The sequence below is a fragment of the Arthrobacter sp. MAHUQ-56 genome, from assembly GCF_019710585.1.
GTDB lineage: Bacteria > Actinomycetota > Actinomycetes > Actinomycetales > Micrococcaceae > Arthrobacter.
The window spans coordinates 52,517-71,205 of the sequence record NZ_JAIFZQ010000021.1 but is presented as its reverse complement, the minus strand read 5'-3'; the positions used below and the strand labels follow the sequence as shown (position 1 = coordinate 71,205).

Annotated in this window: 15 protein-coding genes; 8 read left to right on the top strand and 7 right to left on the bottom strand. The window is 66.9% G+C overall.

Annotated features, from left to right (window positions below; all coding sequences use genetic code 11):
* The first annotated feature begins 179 nt into the window (after positions 1 to 179).
* From K4G53_RS17965 to K4G53_RS17955, 3 genes are all read left to right on the top strand, one after another.
* The gene (locus K4G53_RS17965; protein WP_221387044.1) at positions 180 to 1,241 is read left to right on the top strand and encodes an adenosine deaminase; all 1,062 of its coding nucleotides are present in this window, start codon (positions 180 to 182) and stop codon (positions 1,239 to 1,241) included.
* A gap of 262 nt (positions 1,242 to 1,503) precedes the next feature.
* Positions 1,504 to 2,433, top strand: a complete 930-nt coding sequence (locus K4G53_RS17960) for a glycosidase (protein ID WP_221387043.1) — start codon at positions 1,504 to 1,506, stop codon at positions 2,431 to 2,433.
* 109 nt (positions 2,434 to 2,542) lie between these two features.
* Positions 2,543 to 2,857 (top strand): acylphosphatase, encoded by a 315-nt coding sequence (locus tag K4G53_RS17955; protein WP_221387042.1) that lies wholly within the window; start codon positions 2,543 to 2,545, stop codon positions 2,855 to 2,857.
* Positions 2,858 to 2,869: 12 nt separating this feature from the next.
* On the opposite strand, the gene K4G53_RS17950 is transcribed toward K4G53_RS17955, so the two are convergent.
* From K4G53_RS17950 to K4G53_RS17935, 4 genes are all read right to left on the bottom strand, one after another.
* Complete coding sequence (locus tag K4G53_RS17950) at positions 2,870 to 6,523, bottom strand: TM0106 family RecB-like putative nuclease (protein WP_221387041.1); 3,654 nt, start codon at positions 6,521 to 6,523, stop codon at positions 2,870 to 2,872.
* A gap of 126 nt (positions 6,524 to 6,649) precedes the next feature.
* Positions 6,650 to 7,849 carry a TerC family protein gene (locus K4G53_RS17945; protein ID WP_221387040.1) on the bottom strand — a complete coding sequence of 400 codons (1,200 nt, stop codon included), beginning with the start codon at positions 7,847 to 7,849 and terminating at the stop codon, positions 6,650 to 6,652.
* Positions 7,850 to 7,887: 38 nt separating this feature from the next.
* Entirely contained in the window at positions 7,888 to 9,579 is a 1,692-nt protein-coding gene (locus tag K4G53_RS17940) for an ATP-dependent DNA helicase RecQ (protein WP_221387039.1), read from the bottom strand.
* 162 nt (positions 9,580 to 9,741) lie between these two features.
* The gene (locus K4G53_RS17935) at positions 9,742 to 10,716 is read right to left on the bottom strand and encodes an aldo/keto reductase (protein WP_221387038.1); all 975 of its coding nucleotides are present in this window, start codon (positions 10,714 to 10,716) and stop codon (positions 9,742 to 9,744) included.
* Positions 10,717 to 11,022: 306 nt separating this feature from the next.
* Between K4G53_RS17935 and fdhA the strand changes: the two genes are divergently transcribed.
* From fdhA to K4G53_RS17910, 5 genes are all read left to right on the top strand, one after another.
* Entirely contained in the window at positions 11,023 to 12,234 is a 1,212-nt protein-coding gene (fdhA, locus tag K4G53_RS17930) for a formaldehyde dehydrogenase, glutathione-independent (protein WP_221387037.1), read from the top strand.
* Positions 12,235 to 12,347: 113 nt separating this feature from the next.
* Complete coding sequence (locus tag K4G53_RS17925) at positions 12,348 to 12,701, top strand: GNAT family N-acetyltransferase (RefSeq protein ID WP_221387036.1); 354 nt, start codon at positions 12,348 to 12,350, stop codon at positions 12,699 to 12,701.
* A 186-nt stretch (positions 12,702 to 12,887) separates the two neighbouring features.
* On the top strand, positions 12,888 to 13,823 hold the full coding sequence (locus K4G53_RS17920; RefSeq protein ID WP_221387035.1) for a serine hydrolase: 936 nt from the start codon (positions 12,888 to 12,890) through the stop codon (positions 13,821 to 13,823).
* A gap of 67 nt (positions 13,824 to 13,890) precedes the next feature.
* Complete coding sequence (locus K4G53_RS17915; protein WP_221387034.1) at positions 13,891 to 15,255, top strand: MFS transporter; 1,365 nt, start codon at positions 13,891 to 13,893, stop codon at positions 15,253 to 15,255.
* 32 nt (positions 15,256 to 15,287) lie between these two features.
* On the top strand, positions 15,288 to 16,031 hold the full coding sequence (locus K4G53_RS17910) for a dienelactone hydrolase family protein (protein ID WP_221387033.1): 744 nt from the start codon (positions 15,288 to 15,290) through the stop codon (positions 16,029 to 16,031).
* Here the strand turns inward: K4G53_RS17910 and K4G53_RS17905 are convergent.
* The 3 genes from K4G53_RS17905 to K4G53_RS17895 all read right to left on the bottom strand — a co-directional run bounded on the left by K4G53_RS17905 (position 16,016) and on the right by K4G53_RS17895 (position 18,689).
* Positions 16,016 to 16,459 (bottom strand): hypothetical protein, encoded by a 444-nt coding sequence (locus K4G53_RS17905; RefSeq protein ID WP_221387032.1) that lies wholly within the window; start codon positions 16,457 to 16,459, stop codon positions 16,016 to 16,018. The genes K4G53_RS17910 and K4G53_RS17905 overlap by 16 nt on opposite strands.
* Positions 16,460 to 16,566: 107 nt before the next feature.
* The gene (locus K4G53_RS17900) at positions 16,567 to 17,862 is read right to left on the bottom strand and encodes a hemolysin family protein (RefSeq protein ID WP_221387031.1); all 1,296 of its coding nucleotides are present in this window, start codon (positions 17,860 to 17,862) and stop codon (positions 16,567 to 16,569) included.
* 74 nt (positions 17,863 to 17,936) lie between these two features.
* Positions 17,937 to 18,689 (bottom strand): SDR family NAD(P)-dependent oxidoreductase, encoded by a 753-nt coding sequence (locus K4G53_RS17895; protein ID WP_221387030.1) that lies wholly within the window; start codon positions 18,687 to 18,689, stop codon positions 17,937 to 17,939.

The following is an 18,689-nucleotide window of genomic DNA, read 5'->3' as shown; positions in this document are numbered from 1 at the left end:
GCCACTGCCCGCCCCTGACGAATAGAGGTCAATGTCGGTGGCTGCCGCTGGGCAGTTCTGGTGAAGGCAGCACCTGGCAATCAATGAGCCCGCCGTACGGGCATGCTTTTCACGCTAGGACATCGACCTGGCGTTATCAAATCGAAACCGCTGCTGGCGTGTTGCATTATCCTGACCGGATGGACAACTTTGCCGGCGGCAGCACCGTGCCCGAAACCGAAACAGACGCAGCGGTTCCTGGCGTCCCCGCCAAGCCCCTCCCCGTAGCCGAACTGCACTTGCACATCGAAGGCACGCTGCAGCCTGAGCTCATCTTTGCCCTGGCCGAGCGCAACGGCATCACCCTGCCGTACTCGGGGCTGGAGGAACTCCGGGAAAAGTACGAGTTCACCGACCTGCAGTCCTTCCTGGACCTTTACTACGCGAACATGGCCGTGCTGCGCACCGAGCAGGACTTCGCGGACATGACCCGCGCGTACCTGGAGCGCGCTGCCGCTGCCGGGGTGCGGCACGCCGAAATCATGATGGATCCGCAGGCGCACGTCTCCCGTGGGATCCCGCTTGAGGTCTGCGTGAACGGTGTCGCTTCGGTGCTTGCCACGTCCCAGGAGAAGTTCGGCATCTCCACCATGCTGATCGCCGCCTTCCTGCGGGACCTGCCCGAGGAGTCGGCCCTGGAAGTCTTCGGCCAGTTGCTGGCCATGAACGCGCCGATCGGCGCCATCGGCCTGGACTCGGCCGAGGTGGGGAACCCGCCGTCCAAGTTCGAGCGGCTCTACGACCAGGCCCGGGAAGCAGGCCTGCGGCTGACCGCGCACGCGGGGGAGGAGGGCCCGGCGTCCTACATCACCGAAGCCCTGGACGTCCTGGGGGTCGAGCGCATTGACCACGGCATCCGGTGCATGGACGATCCCGACCTGGTGGAGCGCCTCGTCAATGCCAGGATTCCGCTCACTGTCTGCCCCCTGTCCAACGTCCGGCTCCGTGCGGTCGACACGCTGGCCGACCACCCGCTGCCGGCCATGCTGGCCGCCGGGCTCAACGTTTCCGTCAACTCTGATGATCCTGCCTACTTTGGCGGATACGTGGACGACAACTTTGCCCAGCTCACCACAGTGTTCGACCTCTCGGATTTCGACAGGGCCCGCCTCGCCGCGAACTCCATCCACTCCTCCTTCGCCACCGAGGAACGGAAGGCCGAGCTGCTGGCGGAATTGAACGGCCGGGAACTGGCCTCCTGACCCCTGCTGTGTCGGGCGCAACAGCGGGGCTTTCTGCCCGGTAAACTAAATGCCGCAGGCGTGTCCGGGGGAGTGCATGGCAGTACCCGTGTCAACGCTCGAGGGTTAAGCAAACAGCCCTTACCCGAGACCTCCGCCTCACTTGCGGCACCATCCGCTTCATAGTCGGTCACGACACAAAGAGTTAACCAATTAAAGTCGCGCGATTTAATGGGCACTTGGCATGATGCCTAAGACCGATCGCTTTCATAAAAGGGGAATCATGGCCAAGTCCACCGCAGAAAACACGTTCCTTCGACTCAAGACCGTCCTGGATGTCCTGACCGAAGGCGTGTGGTCCGGCGATGCACTGAACGCAGGCCAGGTCCTCGCAGAGGCCACCGCCCGCGTGCCGTTCAACGACCACGAGGCCGAACTCCTCAGCGGCGGCATTCCCCGCGGCCACAAGACCCTCACCTCGGCCACCGCCAAGCTTGTCAAGGCCGGCTGGCTGGTCAAGGGCCGCTCCGGCTGGACCATCACCGACGACGGCATGCGCGCCACGGTCGCCTTCCCCGACCCCGTCTCGTTTGCCACCGCCCTCGACGCCGGCACCCCGGTGCCCGCCGACACCCCGGTTCCCGCCGCTCCAGCCGGATTCGTCCGCAAGTTCTCCGCACCGGCCGCCGCTGAGCCGGCAGCCGCCGAGGGCACTGCCAAGAAGCCTGCCAAGAAGGCTCCCGCGAAGAAGGCTGCAGCCGCCGTGGGCAAGGCCGCGAAGGCACTCGAGGACGCCGTCGAGCCTGTTGTGAAGGCTGTCCGCACCCGCAAGGCACCGGCGAAGAAGGCAGACGCCGAAGCCGCCGCCGGCGCACCGGCCGAGCCGTTCGAAGGCCCGGACGTCGAGACCCACCCGCAGCCTGAAGCGGTTGCCGTCGCGGGCGACTTCAACACCATCCTGGGTGCCCCGGAGAACTGGGCGCCGCAGTATGACGAAGCGCAGATGGAGTTCGACTTCCTGGACCAGCAGTGGAAGAAGAGCGCCGACCTGCCCGCCGGCTACTACACGTTCAAGATTGCCCTGAACCGTTCTTGGGCAGAGAACTACGGCGCGTTTGGCGCGTTCGATGGCCCCAACCACGAGCTGCACCACGCTGGCGGCACGGTCACCATCCGCTACAACCACGCCACCCGCGACATCACCATCAACTAACTGCCTCCTTCCGCCCAACCAGGTAGCGCCAAGTGTCGTTTGGGCGCTCAAAACGACACCTACTGCTACCTGGTTGGGCAGGGGAGGCGCTGACGGGAGGGGAGGCACCATGGCCAGGCACCTAGGTCCAGCACAGGACGGCTCGGCACAGGATGCCGTCCGGCTGGACGCCCGCGTGCACGGGATGGTGCAGGCAGTGGGCTTCCGCTACTGGACGATGGGCCAGGCGGAGGAACTCGGGTTGTCGGGTGAGGTGAAGAACCTCGACGACGGGTCGGTCTCCGTGGTGGCGGAAGGGCCCGAGCAGAAGGTGCGCCAACTCCTGGAGTGGCTCAACTCCGGCCGGACCCCGGGCCGCGTGGACAACGTGGAGGCCTCGATGTCCGCAGCCTCAGGCACATTCCGCGGCTTCCGGGCCCACTGATACCTGCTGGCCCTATTCCCGGGGGCTCAGGCCGATAAAGGCTCCCAGCTCCTCCAGCGCGGCGGGCTTATGCGGCATGTAGCTGGTCAGTTCCGGCGGACGGACAATGACGGCCCGCCATTGCCCGCGCGAGACTGCCACGTTAATCCGGTTCCTGTTGAGCAGGAACTCGGCGCCGCGGGGTGCCTCGGCCATGGCTGAGCACGCCATGGACACAAGGACCACCGGTGCTTCCTGACCTTGGAACTTGTCCACGGTGCCCACCCGCACGTCCGGCAGGCCGGCCTCCGCCAGGGCTTTCCGGACCAGGTGGACCTGGGCGTTGTAGGCAGCCACCACCAGCAGATCCTGCTGCTCCAGGGGACGGGCTTCGCTGTCCGCCCCCGGTTTCCACTTCAAGCCAAGATGGCGGCGGGCCTGCCGCACCACCTCGTCAGCTTCTTCCTTCGAGGCCGTGGCATTGCCGCTGTGGTTCACGAACACCGTCTCGACCCCTGGCGCGACACCCTCCAGCTCGCGCTGGGACGCGGCCGGCGCCGACTGGAGCTTCCCCTCGTAGCTGAGGTTGGACACCGCACGGCAGAGCTCCGGGTGCATGCGCCAGGTGTCCGCCAGGAAGTAGCCCAGGCGCGCAGGCAGCGTGGCATGGCCGGCCGCGAGCCAGCCCAAGGCGGACTCATCAACAGGTTCCGGGTGGGCTCCCTGCGTCACTTGGGGCAACTGCTGCGGATCACCGAGCAGGAGCAGCCTGGCCGCGGCACGGCTGACCGCCAGGGTGTTGGCCAGTGAGAACTGGCCGGCCTCGTCGATGACCAGCAGGTCGAGCGATCCGGCCGGGACTTCCTTCCCGGTCATGGTCCAGGCGGTCCCGCCTACCAGGCAGCCGCCGGGGGAGGCCAGCAGCCGGGACACATCACGGTCGGCCGTCGCCTTCCACGGCACATCATGCGGCGCAGTAAGCTTCTTAGCCACGCGGGCGGGGTCCACCCCGCCCTTGGCGATGGCACAGCAGAGCATGTTTTCGACCACGTTGTGTGACTGGCCAACAACGCCCACCTTCCAGCCCTCAGCCACCAGCGCGCCAATCACATGGGCACCCACGTGGGTCTTGCCCGTCCCCGGGGGCCCCTGCACCGCCAGGTAGGACTGGTCCAGGTCCCGCAGGCTTTCGGTAATCGCCGTTGCGTAGTCGGCGGCGCCGTCATCTCCGTGCAGTACTTCCGCGGGGCCGGGGCGGGTGCGGAAGCGCGGCGGCAGCTTCCGAAGGATGTCCAGGCCGGGCTGGGCGGGCAGCGACGGCACCGACGAACCGACCGTCCGGGCTATCCCGGCGATGGCCGCCTCGATGCTGGCGGTGCCCAGGGGTTGGTCCTCGGTGAGCGCCACCGGGAGGTGCGGGTAGGCGGCGACCTTCCCGGATTCGCGCTCCGCGATGGTGATCAGCGTGTGCTCCGGGTTGTCCGGTGCGGCCTCCAGCTCGCTGATCCTGGTGCCGAATGTGTAAGCGCGGGTGCCGGGAACAGCGTCCGGCAACGACATCCCGTCCGGTCCGGGATGATCGTACAGCCGGCACCAGCTGGAGCCCACACGGAAGTCCGACCCTTCCGTCATGGTGCCACGGAGCTTCAGCACCCGGGTGCGCATGCGTTCACGGGGCTTGGCAAGGGCCCAGTCGCTGGTGACTTCCGCGGACGAGACCACGAACACGTTCCTCTGCTCCGACCAGTTCTCCAGCGGCGCCTCCACCCGGTCGAAGTGCTGCCACCAGAACTGCTTGCGTTCCCGGCGGTGGTAGCCGGTGGCAGCAGCCACCATGGCGATGGCACGTTCATCATCCGTCCAGGGCCGGCTGTCCGGCAGGCTGGCCAGGTACTCCCGCAAACGCTGTTCTTCCGGGGGCCCGTCCGCCGCGTCCGGGCTTCCGTCGCCCGCAGGCTCCGTCACGGGACCGCCTGCCAGGGACAGCGACGCAGCAGCCGGGCCTTCTGCCGTGGAGTGGGCGCCGGCAGGGGCCTGGGGCGCGATCTGCAGCAGCCAGTCCCTGAGGCGGAGGGTGGACAGGCAGTCGTACTGGTTGTAGTCGGAGATGGAAGCGAGGATCGCGCCGGCTTCCTCCCTGTGTCCGGCGTCGCGGGCGGCACAGTAGGCTGCATAGGCCACCACGGACGCGCCCGCGTCCTTGACGTCTCCCGAGCGCAGGTTGTCGCCCATGTAAAGGGGTTCCAGCTTCTTGATCGAGTACGACGCCTCGGAGATCCGCAGGGATTGCTTCACCGTGGCATACAGGTCCACCAGCAGTCCGTGCCGCAGCCAGTCGTCCACGATGTCCTCGCCGGCCTGGTGGGCCAGTGAGAGGTTGCGCAGTGCCGTCTTTTCGTAGGCTGCGTAGTGGTAGACGTGCATGTCCGGATACCGGGCGCGGCGCTTCTCCACGTAGTCCAGGAAGTCCAGGAAGGCGCGCCGCTCCCCGGCCCGGGTGTGGGCCCAGAATGGCTTGAAGGCGGGCGCGCTGTCCCCCGGCACCGGAACCTCGACGACGCCGAACAGGTACTCGATGCCCCAGGCGCCGGTGGCCGGGTCCTGCCAGAGCGGATCACCCTCGAAGTCGAAGAAGATATCGCCGTCGCTGGGTGGGGGCAGGGAACCGATCGTGTGCTCGGGAAGGACGGTGTACGAAACGGTGTGGGGCGAGCCGTCCTTAGTGAACGTCCGGGATCCGGCGGCCTGGTCCAGGCCAAGCTGCATCCTTGCCTGGGCGCGGAGGCGGGCCACGGAGTTGTGTGCCTCGCCGGCCGGCATGGCGGCGAGTTGGTCGATCGTACCGATGCCGGCCGCCTGCAGTTTTCGTCGCTGGACCACCGACATGCCGGCCACCATCAGCAGGTCGCGGTGCAGTTGCACCTGTTCAGAGCAGTAGTCGCACCGGCCGCAGTGGACGACGCCGGGCTGTTGCCACTGCACAGCGGCGTCACCGGCCCGGTGGCCGGCGGTGAGCTCGCGGAAGCGGCGTCGCCGGTCCCTGAAGACGGGCAGCAGATCGGGCAGCGAATGGCTGCTGCGGAGCCAGTCGTCCCCAACGCGGGTGCCGAGGACCAGCGTGACGACGGGGGAGGGCTCCAGTCCCATCGCCAACAGCTGGTCGCCATAGGCGGCAAGCTGCAGCAGGGCCCCCATCTTGGCGTGGCGGGCCAGCTTGGTGTCCCACACCTCGTAGCGGCCGGGGGTGCCGGTCCCTGCGGATTCGTTGACGAGGAAGTCGGCATAACCGAGGAACTCGCCGTCGAAGAATGTGGCCTGGAAGACGACGTCGGCGCCCGCGCGGAGGGCAAGCTCCGTCTCCGCGTGCTTGGCCTGCAGCTCCGCGCGCTGGTTCTGGCCGCGTTCCAGCGAGTACACTCCCGTCCCGCGGCTGGCGTCCCACTCGCCGTACTTCCCCACGAGGCTGGCCAGGACGGTTTGTTCGTGCCGGTCGCCAAGCTCGCCTGCCCTGGCCTGCATGTCGTCGGCGGGAAACTCTGCCTTGGGGGTTCGCCCCAGCTTTTCGTCCAGGATCCGGAGCGTACGGTACTCACACTCGCTGGCGGCCACGAGGTCGCTGGCGGAAAAGACCAGGTCCGGCGGCGCGCCGGCCCCGCCATCAACACCGGCAGCTTCGAGCAGGAACACGGGGCCTCCACAATGGTTTCCGGGCCGGTGGACTGTTCCCCGGCCCTGGTGAACAGCTGCTTCAAACGTAGCAAGGGGCACTGACAAACGGGTCCGGCCGCAGCCATCCGTGACGGCCCGGCAGGGTCAGCCCTTGGCGTCCGCCCGCACCTGGGCTTTGTCGTGCTCGGTGTGGGCGTTGCGCAGCAGCTCCATGAACTCGGATTCGTGCCGGACCAGCCGCTTGTATTTCTCCGGAAGCTTGCGGATCTGCTCTTCCTCGCGGACCATCCGGGTGAAGATCTTGTCCCGCTCCGCCATGTCCGTCTCGTAGTTCAGGTCCAGGTACTCGGTGGCGTGCCGCCGGGCACCCGAAACGGCGTTCTTGGCCTTGCCCTTGGGACTGAAGATGGAAGCCAGGATGGTGACCAGCAGGACGCCGAGGATCACGCTCAGGGAGAGGCCGGTGCTCACCTCCACCACGTTGACGTGCTCGCCGTCGTTGATGAACGGCAGCGTGTTCTCGTGGAGCGCGTGCAGGATGAGTTTCACGCCAATGAAGCCCAGGATCACGGCCAGGCCGTAGGAGAGGAAGATCAGCCGGTCCAGCAGGCCGTCGATCAGGAAGAAGAGCTGCCGCAGGCCCATCAGGGAGAACGCGGTGGCGGTGAACACGATGAAGACGTTCTGGGTGAGGCCGAAGATTGCCGGAATCGAGTCCAGGGCGAACAGGATGTCAGTGCCGCCGATCGCCACCATTACCAGCAGCATCGGCGTCAGGACCCGCTTGCCGTCCTCCACGGTGAAGAGTTTGTCTCCGTCGTAGTGCTGCGAGGCGGGCAGGAACTTCTTGGCGAGCCGCACCACCAGGCCGTCGGAGTCGTCGTCGTGGCTGTCCGGCTTGAGGAGGTTGCCGGCAGTCACCAGCAGGATGAGCCCGAAGATGTAGAACACCCAGGCGAAACTGGTGATCAACGCAGCGCCAAGGAAAATGAACGCAGTACGGGCGATCAGCGAGAATACGATGCCGAACAGCAGCACCTTCTGCTGGTCCGCGCGGGGCACCTTGAAGCTGGCCATGATGATCAGGAACACGAAGAGGTTGTCCACGGACAGCGCCTTTTCGGTGACGTAGCCGGCGAAGTACTCGGTGCCCATGGTGGGGCCGCCGAACACCAGCACCCCGAGCCCGAACACCAGCGCGATGCCCACGTAGATCGCGGACCAGGTGGCGGACTCCTTGAGGGACGGGGTGTGCGCCTTGCGGACGTGGAAGAAGAAATCGAAGGCCAGCAGCCCCACGATTCCCACTATGGTCACGGTCCAAACATAAGCAGGTACTTCCACGCGGCGGGCCTTTCGTCGGGGTTGTCCCCCCAGCCTACCTAAGCCGGCTTCAGGAGTTCGTGCTCCATGACGGCGGACCGCGACAGGGTTTTATACCCTTCGTGTTCGAAAAGGACCGTGATCACGTCGTCCTCGTGCCGCATCACCAGTCCCGGCCCCCAGTCCTTGTGGACCACGGCGGACTGGAGCGGGAACGGTTCGTCGGCGGCGGAAGCCGGCCGGCCGCCGTCGGACGCCCTGCCCGGCTGGTCCGTGCCCGGCTGCGCTTTGTCGTGGCCGGTGGCCGCGGTGCACCCGTCGCAGTTCCCGCACGGCCCAGGCAATTCCTCGCCGAAGTAGCCCAGCAGGAACTGCCGCCGGCAGCCGTCCGTCTCCGCGTAGGCCCGCATCATGGTGAGCCGGGAATGGTCCACGCGCTGCCGGGCTTCGGCGCGTTCGACGGCGTCCTTCACCAGGGCGGGCAGCTTGGCTTTTGATTTCAGCCGGATGCCGCGCTTGCCGATGCTGACGGCACCGACTTCCTGCAGCTGGTTGACCAGTGAGGTGATGCGCCGGGCAGGGAAGCCGGTCAGCTCGGCGAGGGAGGACTTGGGCGCGGGAGCGCTGGCCGCTTTGAGGACCTTCAGCATTGCCAGCAGGGAATCGGGATCTGGCGAATGGGTGCCAAAGAACTTGCGCAGTCCCAGATCCTCCGACCAGTAATGCAGCACGGCAGATGCCGGGTTGCCGTCCCGGCCCGCGCGCCCGATCTCCTGGTAGTACGCGTCGAGGGATTCGGGGATGTCGGCATGGACCACGAACCGGACGTTCGGCTTGTCGATGCCCATGCCGAAGGCCGTGGTGGCCACCACCACGTCCAGCCCGTCAGCCAGGAACTCTTCGTGGATGCGTTCCCGGTCGGCGGCGGAACGCCCGGCGTGGTAGGCCTCCGCGCGCAGCCCTTCCTTGGCCAGCTTGGCTGCGTACTTCTCGGTGTCCTTCCGGGTGGCCGCATACAGGAGCCCCGGCCCCTGCTTTGCAAAGTCCACCACCTGCGCCAGTACTGCCTTGCGCTTGCCCTTGTCTTCGTGGTGCCGGACCACGTCCAGGCTGATGTTGGGCCGGTCGAAGCCGCGGACCAGGACCAGCGGGTCCACCATGCCCAGCCGCTCCACGATCTCATCCCGCACCGGCGGTGAGGCCGTGGCGGTCAGTGCGGCGACCGGCGGATTTCCCAGCTGCGTGCGGACGTTGCCCAGGCCCAGGTAGTCGGGACGGAAGTCATGGCCCCAGGAGGAAACACAGTGGGCCTCGTCCACCACGAACAGGGAGATGTCCAGTGCGGCGATCCGCTCCACCGTGGACTGCTTGGCCAGCTGCTCGGGGGCCAGGAAAACGAACACGGCCTTGCCGGCTTCGGCCGCCTCCCATGCGGCCTCCACCTCGGAGTCGCTGTGGGATGAGTTGATGGCGACGGCGGTATCCGGGCCCAGGTTCCCGGCCAGCGCGTCCAGCTGGTCCTCCTGCAGGGCAATAAGGGGTGAAACCACGACGGCGGGACGTCCCGTTGCGTTGTGCAGGTGGAGGGCTGCGACCTGGTAGATGGCGGATTTGCCATATCCGGTGGGCATGACGGCCAGGACGTCCCTGCCGTCCACGAGGGCGCCCATACCGGCCAGCTGGCCGTCGCGGAGGTGGGGCAGGGACAAGGAGGAAGCGGCGAGGGCGCTGAGGGCCGAATCGTCGGACATGGAACTGGACTCCGGACAGACGTAAACAGCGGCCGCCTGCTTCAGCCGTACGTCCACCCTACGCGTTTTCAATGTGGCTCATAACCGGCCTGGGCCCGCATGGGCGGCGCTGGCCAGCAACGCCGATGCGGGCCCAGGCCGGTCGCAGGGTTCCAGGGACGGTTATGTGTCGATGCTGGACATGTTGGGGTAGCGGGCGCCGGCAGTCGCCCCGGCGGGTGCCATCTGCTCCAGTAGCTGGAGGTCCTCCACGCCGAGCTCAATGTCCACCGCGCCCAGGTTCTCCCGCAGCCGTTCGCGCTTCTTGGTGCCGGGAATCGGGACAACGTGCTCACCCTGCGCCAGCAGCCAGGCGAGCGCCAGCTGCCCCGGCGTGCAGCCCTTACGGTCGGCCAGCTCCTTCACCCGGTCCACGAGTTCCAGGTTCCGGGCGAAGTTCTCACCCTGGAAGCGGGGGGAGTGCCGGCGGAAGTCGTCCTCGGCGAAGTCGTCCACGCTGCGGATCTGCCCGGTGAGGAAGCCGCGGCCCAGCGGGCTGTAGGGCACGAAGCCGATGCCCAGCTCCGCGAGCACGGGGAACACCTTGGTCTCGGGCTCCCGTTCCCACAGTGAATACTCGGTCTGCAGCGCCGTGATGGGATGGACGGCGTGAGCCCGGCGGATGGTCTCCGCCGAAGCTTCGGACAGGCCCAGGTGCCGGACCTTTCCTGCCTGCACCAGTTCCGCCATGGCGCCCACCGTGTCCTCGATGGGCACGGTCTTGTCCACGCGGTGCTGGTAGTAGAGGTCGATGTGGTCCACTCCCAGCCGCTTGAGGCTGGCATCGCAGGCTGCCCGGACGTAGTCGGGATGGCCGTTGATGCCCACCCACGAACCGTCTTCGCGGCGTTCGTTGCCGAATTTGGTGGCCACCACCACGTCGTCGCGGCGTCCGGCGATGGCACGGCCCACCAGCTCCTCGTTGGTGAAGGGGCCGTACATGTCGGCAGTATCGAGCAGGGTCCCGCCGGCGTCCAGGAACTCATGGATGGTGGCGATCGACTCCTGCTCGTCCCCGTCGCCGTAGAACTCGCTCATGCCCATGCAGCCAAGGCCCAGGGCGGAAACCGTCAGTTGTCCAATAGTGCGCGTTTTCATGCCGTTCTCCTTCAAGGTGGAACCTGCTCGGGAACCGGCCGGGCGGCATTTGCGGAAGCCGGCTGGTGCAGCGTACGCCACTATAAGTGCCCACCCTTGGAGTTGCCTCGAAAAACAAGGGGCTTCCTACCCCTAGACCCCTATGGGGAGCGTGCCTAGACTGGGCGAATCCCCACCCGGGAACTGGTACCTGACCATGCCAAACATCAGGAAGCACCACAGGGCCAGGGCTGTTCCCCGCACGGGATGTCTCACCTACCCAGATCATGGCCGTCCCACCGGACGCCTGACTATAGGAGAAAATTGATGACAGGGAACAAAGCCGTTGCCTACAAAGAAGCCGGCAAGGTCGAAGTAATTGACATTGATTACCCAACGTTTGAGCTCAAGGACGGACCGGGGGTCAACCCCGCGAACGTGGGGCGGGCGGTCAACCACGGCGTGATCCTCAAAACGGTGGCCACCAACATCTGCGGGTCCGACCAGCACATGGTCCGCGGCCGCACCACAGCTCCGCCCAACCTGGTGCTCGGCCACGAAATCACCGGCGAAGTGGTGGAAGTGGGCCGGGACGTCGAATTCATCAAAGTGGGCGACCTGTGCTCGGTGCCGTTCAACATCGCCTGCGGCCGCTGCCGGAACTGCAAGGAGCGCAAGACCGGCATTTGCCTCAACGTGAACCCGGACCGGCCCGGCAGTGCCTACGGCTACGTGGACATGGGCGGCTGGGTGGGCGGCCAGGCCAACTATGTGCTGGTGCCGTACGCGGACTGGAACCTGCTGAAGTTCCCGGACAAGGACCGGGCCATGGAGAAGATCATGGACCTGGCCATGCTCTCGGACATCTTCCCCACCGGGTTCCACGGCGCGGTCTCCGCCGGGGTCGGCGTGGGCTCCACGGTGTATGTCGCAGGCGCAGGTCCTGTTGGCCTCGCAGCGGCGACCAGCGCGCATTTGCTGGGCGCCGCCGTCGTTATTGTTGGCGACCTCAATGAGGACAGGCTGGCGCGGGCGCGCAGCTTCGGCTGCGAAACGGTGGACCTCACCAAGGGTGATCCCAAGGACCAGATTGAACAGATCCTGGGTGTGCCTGAGGTGGACTGCGGTGTGGACGCCGTGGGCTTCGAAGCGCGCGGCCACGGAAAGGGCGCCCAGGAAGCCCCGGCGACCGTCCTGAACGACCTCATGGACATCACCGCCGCAGGCGGCGCCCTCGGCATTCCCGGCCTGTATGTCACGGGCGACCCGGGCGGCATCGATGAAGCTGCCAAGAAGGGCTCACTGAGCCTCAGCCTGGGCACGGGCTGGGCGAAGTCGCTCAGCTTCACCACCGGCCAGTGCCCGGTGATGAAGTACAACCGGCAGCTGATGATGGCCATCCTGAACGACAGGGTGAACATCGCCAAGAACGTGAACGCAAAGGCGATCACGCTTGAGGAAGCACCGCAGGGTTACGCCGAATTCGACGCCGGTGCTGCCACCAAGTACGTCCTGAATCCGAACGGCTACCTGAGCTGACCCGACGGGCGGACGGGGATGCCGCCTGGGAGCCGTCGTTTGCGGAAATAAGTGCGGCCCGGGCCGGGTTAGGCTTTGCACCGGCAGCACTATCCGCAACGAAGGAGTTTCCCTTGAGTGACATCACCGTCCGCCACAACCCTGAACGCCAGCGTTTCGAGATCCTTGACGCGGGGAACCGGATCGGCAAGGCGGCGTACAAGGATTACGACGGCGGGACGGCACCGCAGCGGATTTTCTACCACACGGTGATCAACGAGGAATACGGCGGCCAGGGCCTGGCGGGCCGGCTGGCGGGGGTTGCACTGGACAGCACGGTGGACGCAGGCATGGGGATCGTCCCCGTCTGCCCGTTCATCAAGAAGTTCGTCGCAAAGCACCCCGAGTACCTGGGCAGCGTGGTGGCCGTGACGCCGGCCCACCTGGAATTCCTGGAAGCGGCGCTCGCGGCACGCACCCGCGCCTGACTTCCCGGGCAACCTACTTCCCGCAGCGGAATCCTCCCGCAGCCCATCCCCGCTGGGCGCTCCGGAAGACACTCCGCCGGCCATCAGGAAGCTCCCAAAATCCAGTGATTTAATCACCTCTGTCAGCGTGGTTTCGGACCGCGCTGACGTTGTTTGTGAATGCTGATCCGGGACAGGAGCCCTTGTATGTCCGTGCACCCCACGGTGCCCACGCCAGTCCGCGACGCACCTCCGCCGGGGCCTGGTGTACGGCAGCCCGGTAAACGGCAGGCCGCCCGGCGGCTGGTGCTGCTGTTCGTCGCCGTGGTGCTGGTCATCGGCGGCACCCTCACCCTCGCCGTGTCCCGCTCCGAACCCCGGTCAGGTGCAGCTGTGCCGGCCCAGCCGGCGGTGCCTGCCTCCCCGGTGGCGGCAGCCCCGGCGTCGTTGCAGGACAGGGTGGAATCCATCCTCAGCGAGGCGGACGAATACCGAATCGGGCTGGCCCTGGCCGACGTCAACGGGGGAGCGGAACGCACCTTCGGCGACGAGGAGGCCTTCACCGCGGCCAGCACGGCGAAAATCCTGACCGCTGCCGCCTACTACCATCTGGTGGAAAACGGCGAGGCCAGCCTGGACCAACCCCTGGGCGACTATGATGCAGCCTTCCAGCTCAAGGCGATGGTCAACGACAGCAACAACGACTCCTGGCTGCTGCTCATGGACGCGGTTGGCTACCCCCGGCTGATCGACTACGCAAAGTCCATCGGGGTCACCTACGACCCTGAGCAGAACCTCCTGACCGCCGCGGACATGGCTCTGGTGCTGAAGAAGTTGTACGCGGGGGAACTGCTCAACGAGGACAACACCGAAGAGCTGCTCAGCTACATGCAGGACACCAACAACGAGGACCTCATTCCTGCCGGTTCGAAAGCAGGCGTGGAGGTGCACCACAAATACGGGGAACTGTCCGGGGAGCTGCACGATGCGGCGCTCGTGACGTACCGCGGTTCAACGTTTGCGCTGGTGATCTACACCGAGAACCCCGACGGTGTGCAGGGCGACGGCCAGGCGGACGTGATCCGTGCACTGACGCGGGCCGTGGAGGACGCCCTGTTCCCGGCGGTGACGGCGCCCAGGTAAGGCACGCCACAGGCCGCGCGGGGCCTCAAAGTCGCCTGCGCCTCGCGCTTTAGGACAGACTGTTACCGTGAGCAACAAATCCCGGACTGCCTTGGCCGTCGCCGGCCTCAGCCTGGGCACGGCACTGAACCCGCTGAACTCCTCCATGATCGCCGTGGCCCTGGTGGTGCTGCGCGCCGACTTCGGGCTCGACGTCGCTGCCGTCACCTGGGTGATTACCTCCTTCTACCTCGCCTCCGCCGCGGGCCAGCCGGTGATGGGCAGGCTGGCGGACCGGTTCGGACCGCGGCGGATGTTCATGGTCGGGATGGCACTGGTGGCTGTGACGTGTGCCCTGGCGCCGCTGGCACCAAGTTTCGCGCTGCTCTGCGTGGCGCGCGCGGTCATGGCCCTCGGCACGGCAACGGCATACCCCAGTGCCGTGGTGATGGTCGGCGCGCTGGCGCACCGGGCGAAAGTGGACTCGGCGCGGCCCCTGGGGCGCCTGCAGATGGTCAACACCTCGGCTGCCGCGGTGGGGCCCGTCGTCGGCGGCCTGCTGGTGGCGCTTGTGGGCTGGGAGGCGCTCTTCCTGATCAACGTTCCCCTGGCGCTGGCTGCGCTGCTGATCGTCCGGCGTGCGGCGCCGCCGGACCAGGCCAGGGAGCACGGCAGTGTGGCGGAGCTGCTGCGGGACTCGGACATTCCCGGGATCGCCGGTTTCATCGGGGCCCTGCTGCTGGTGATGATGGCCGCGCTCAACGTCGCCCCGGCCTACCGCTGGTGGATGCTGGCCGCCGGAACCGTCATCGCGGCGCTGTTCACGTGGCGTGAGCTGCGCTTCGCCAGGCCTTTCCTGGACCTGCGCCTGCTGGGGCGGAACCGGCCCCTGATGCTGGTGTACCTGGCCTTCGCTGTGTTCAGCAGCGTCTACTACTTCGTCTTCTTCGGCCTGCCGCAGCTGCTGCAGGAGGCTGGCGGCTACGATCCGGGCCTGGTGGGGCTGCTGATGCTGCCCCTGGCGGGGATGTCCGTGGTGGCCACCCCGTGGGCAGTCTCCGCGATGGGACGGTTCGGGGTGCGCCGGGTGCTGATTGCCGGCGTCGTCCTCTTGACCGTGGTGGCCGCGCTGATGTGGCTGCTGACCGGCACCTTGGCCATTCCGTTCGTGGTGGTGCTCACCGCCCTGATGGGCGTCCCGTACGGGACCGTCAGCATCGCCTCCAACCAGGGCATGTTCCTTTCCACCCGGCCGCAGGACCGCGGCATCGCCGCCGGCATCTATCAGACCTGCCGGTACGTGGGAGCCATCACCGCCACGGTCATGATCGGCGTGTTCGCCTCCGGTGGGGTGGACCAGGCCGGTTGGATGCGGATGGTGCTGGCCATGCTGGTCCTCTGCGCGGTGACCTTGGGCATCTCGGTGTTCTGGAAGCAGCAAACCAACCCCTAGGAACCGCCCTGTCCGCGTGCCATGCTGGCCCCATGGGAAACATGATGACGCTCGGAAACGCCTCGACGTCGGTGCATGCCTACGTCAGTGAACCCGCCGGGACGCCCAGGGGCGGCCTGGTGGTGGTCCACGAGGTGTGGGGCCTGGTGGGCCATACCAAGGACGTCGCGGACCGGTTCGCCGCCGAGGGGTACTTGGCGGTGGCGCCCGACCTGCTGACCGGTGCCGGGGGAACGGCGGACCTCACCGGAGAGCTGCAGGAGGCGGCGTTCGATCCCCAGCAGCGCAGCAACGCCCAGCCGCGGCTGCGGAAACACATGGCCCCCATCCGCTCCCCGGAATACGCCAAGCACGCCGTCGCCGCCCTCCGCGCCTGCTTCGACCACCTTGAGGGCGTGCCGGGACTGGCCGGAAGGGTGGCGGCCACGGGCTTTTGCCTGGGCGGGACCTACACGTTCTCACTGGCCGTTGCCGAGCCCCGGTTGCGGGCCGCCGTCCCGTTCTACGGCCACGCCGAGTTCAGGGACTCGGAGCTGCGTGCCATCTCCTGCCCGGTCCTGGCCTTTTACGGGGAGAATGACAGCGCGCTCATGGAGGAGCTGCCCGGGCTGAAGAAGCGGATGCAGGTGGCCGGCGTGGAGTTCGAAGCCGTGGTGTACCCGGGGACGGGCCACGCCTTCTTCAACGACACCAACAAATACACCTACAACGCCGAGGCTGCGGCGGACGCCTGGACCCGCACCCTCGCGTTCCTGGAGCGTCACTTGCAGAAGTAGACCTCGAGGTCGTACTGCAGGCTGTCCCTGACCTGGTGGTTGTCCTCCCGGTCCGTGCATTGGCCGTTGCCGTCCGGACTGGCCGGACTGGACTCCGTGTAGTGTTGGCCCACCTCGATCAGTTCCCCGTTCTGGACGAGGATATGGGAGTGCGTCTGCGTCCCGATGGTGGACCCGGCAGTCTGGCCATCCACATAGCTGTCGACATAGTTGCTGGATGATGAAGTGGAGTCCATGCCAGCCGGGGTCTGGACAATATTGCTGACCACCATGCCGGTACGGCACACCTGATAATTCTCGTAGGTCTGGCATTCATCCAGCCTGTCGACGTCCGCGCCGTCGCTGCTTGCCGCGTATGCCGGCGCAGCGATGGCTGCTGCGCCGAGCGCCAAAAGGGTTCCGATGATGGTGGTGCCTCTGGTGAACATGGTGGTCCTATCTGCCGGGCGGGGGGAACAAGACGCCTTAACTGTGTCCGCCCCGCACCCTCACGCCCAAGGGCCATTGGTCCCCGGGTTGCGGCCTGGTGTGCCTGTCATCCTGGCTGGCCACCCAGCGGGGTGACCCGGACCCGCGCAATCCGGAGCCGGTCCATGGCAAGGACTGTCAGCACGTGTCCGGGAATCTGGACCCTGTCGCCGGTCTTGGGCAGGCGGCCCAGCCGGTCCATGATGAACCCGGCCACCGTCTCGTAGTGGCCCTCCGGCAGGTCGATCCCGGCGGCCGCCCTGAACTCCTGCAGGATCAGGCCGCCATCCACGTCGATGGTCCCGTCGGCCACGCTGACGCGGTCCTCGTGCTCCGTGCCGGTGTCGTACTCGTCATAGATCTCGCCCACCAGTTCCTCCACCAGGTCTTCGAGCGTGACCACACCGTCCGTGCCGCCGTACTCGTCCACCACCAGCGCGATGTGCTGGTTGGTCCTGCGCATGCGGGACAGCGACGGCAGCACCCGGTTCGTGCCGGGCAGTGGGAGGATTTCCCGCGCGATGTCGCGCACCGGCGCCTGGTCCTGCGCCTCATCCCGGGGCATCAGGTCGCGGATGTGCACGAAGCCCAGCACGTCGTCGGGGTTTCTGCCGATGACGGGGAACCGGGAGTAGGGCCCGTCCCTGACCATCCTGCGGGCCTCGGCCACCGTCATGGCACCGTCGATAAAGATGACCTCCGTGCGCGGCCGCATCACTTCCTGCAGCGTCCTGTCGCCGGCGCCGAACACGTCGGCCAGGATGGTCCGGCTGTTCTCTTCGATCAGTTCGTTCTCCGCCACCATGTCCCAGAGCTCTTCGGAACTGATGCTTTCCCGCCTGGCGTGTGGGTCGCCGCCCACCAGCCGGACCACCGCATTGGTGGATACCGACAGGAGCCAGATAACCGGCCGCATGATTTTGGCGAGGATGATCAGCGGCGGGGCCAGGATTTTGGTGAAGGGGACGGGTCTTTGCAGCGCCAGCCTCTTGGGCGCCAGTTCACCGAGCACCAGCGACAGGTAGGCCACCAGCAGGGTCATGCCGATAAAGGACACGGGCCCGGCCGCCGCCCCCAGCCCGAGGGCTTCCAGCAGGGGCACGACGGCGGGCGCGATCGCCGAGGCGCCGTACGCTGCGGAGAAGAATCCGGACAGGGTCACCCCGATCTGGACGGTGGAAAGGAACCGGTTCGGGTTGCGTGCCAGGTCGGCAGTCCGGGCACCGAGGTCCCCGGACTTTTCAATCCGGCGGACCTGGCTTTCGCGGAGGGAGACGAGCGCCATTTCGGCGGCAGCGAAGACCCCGCCGAGCAGCACGAAACCGAGAACCAAAGCGACGTTGAGCAGGGCACTGCTGTCCATGACATGACATTACCGGCCCGCGGCTCCCGTGGCGGCCGGGTTTGGACGGCCTTCGTCGGGAGGCGGCGGCGCCGTCAGGAGGCGGAGCGGGGCCGCAGCCGGAGCGCCTGCATGCCACCATCCACGGCAAGGTCCACTCCGGTGGTGGAACCGGAAAGCGGGCTGGCCAGGTAAACGATGGCTGCCGCCACTTCCTCCGGGGAGACCAGCCGCCCGTGCGGCTGGCGCGCCTCCAGCGCCGCCCGTTCCGCCGCGGGATCCGGTGCGCTGGAGAGGAGCCTGCCGATCCAGGGGGTGTCTGCCGTCCCCGGATTGACGCAGTTGACCCGCACGCCTTCCTGCAGGTGGTCGGCGGCCATGGCCAGGGTGAGTGACAGTACGGCGCCCTTCGTCGCGCTGTAGAGGGCCCGCTGGGGGAGCCCTGCGGTGGCTGCGACCGAACACGTGTTCACGATCGCCGCGTGGCCGGACCGGCGCAGGTGGGGCAGGGCGGCCCTGGAAACGCGGACCATCCCCAGCACGTTGATGTCGAACACGCGGTGCCATTCGTCGTCGTCGTTCGCCTCGATGGTGCCCTGGGCACCCACCCCGGCGTTGTTAACCACGACGTCGATCCCGCCCAGTTGCTCCGCGGCCTCTTCGACAGCCCGGCGGACCGAGGCGTCGTCGGAGACGTCGCAGCGGATGGCTTTGACCCCCGCCGCCTGGTCCGGGTTGAGGTCCAGCACGGCGACATCGGCTCCGCGCTCCTGGAGCAGTTTCGCCGTCGCGGCCCCGATGCCGGAGGCTCCGCCGGTGACGATTGCCTTAAGTCCCGCAAACTCCAT

What these genes read in the sequence shown, in the direction of transcription:
- K4G53_RS17965 (WP_221387044.1), top strand. Translation starts at nt 180, where the DNA reads ATGGACAACTTTGCCGGCGGCAGCACCGTGCCCGAAACCGAAACAGAC.
- K4G53_RS17960 (WP_221387043.1), top strand. Translation starts at nt 1,504, where the DNA reads ATGGCCAAGTCCACCGCAGAAAACACGTTCCTTCGACTCAAGACCGTC.
- K4G53_RS17955 (WP_221387042.1), top strand. Translation starts at nt 2,543, where the DNA reads ATGGCCAGGCACCTAGGTCCAGCACAGGACGGCTCGGCACAGGATGCC.
- K4G53_RS17940 (WP_221387039.1), bottom strand. Translation starts at nt 9,579, where the DNA reads ATGTCCGACGATTCGGCCCTCAGCGCCCTCGCCGCTTCCTCCTTGTCC.
- K4G53_RS17935 (WP_221387038.1), bottom strand. Translation starts at nt 10,716, where the DNA reads ATGAAAACGCGCACTATTGGACAACTGACGGTTTCCGCCCTGGGCCTT.
- fdhA (WP_221387037.1), top strand. Translation starts at nt 11,023, where the DNA reads ATGACAGGGAACAAAGCCGTTGCCTACAAAGAAGCCGGCAAGGTCGAA.
- K4G53_RS17920 (WP_221387035.1), top strand. Translation starts at nt 12,888, where the DNA reads ATGTCCGTGCACCCCACGGTGCCCACGCCAGTCCGCGACGCACCTCCG.
- K4G53_RS17910 (WP_221387033.1), top strand. Translation starts at nt 15,288, where the DNA reads ATGGGAAACATGATGACGCTCGGAAACGCCTCGACGTCGGTGCATGCC.
- K4G53_RS17905 (WP_221387032.1), bottom strand. Translation starts at nt 16,459, where the DNA reads ATGTTCACCAGAGGCACCACCATCATCGGAACCCTTTTGGCGCTCGGC.
- K4G53_RS17900 (WP_221387031.1), bottom strand. Translation starts at nt 17,862, where the DNA reads ATGGACAGCAGTGCCCTGCTCAACGTCGCTTTGGTTCTCGGTTTCGTG.
- K4G53_RS17895 (WP_221387030.1), bottom strand. Translation starts at nt 18,689, where the DNA reads ATGGAGTTTGCGGGACTTAAGGCAATCGTCACCGGCGGAGCCTCCGGC.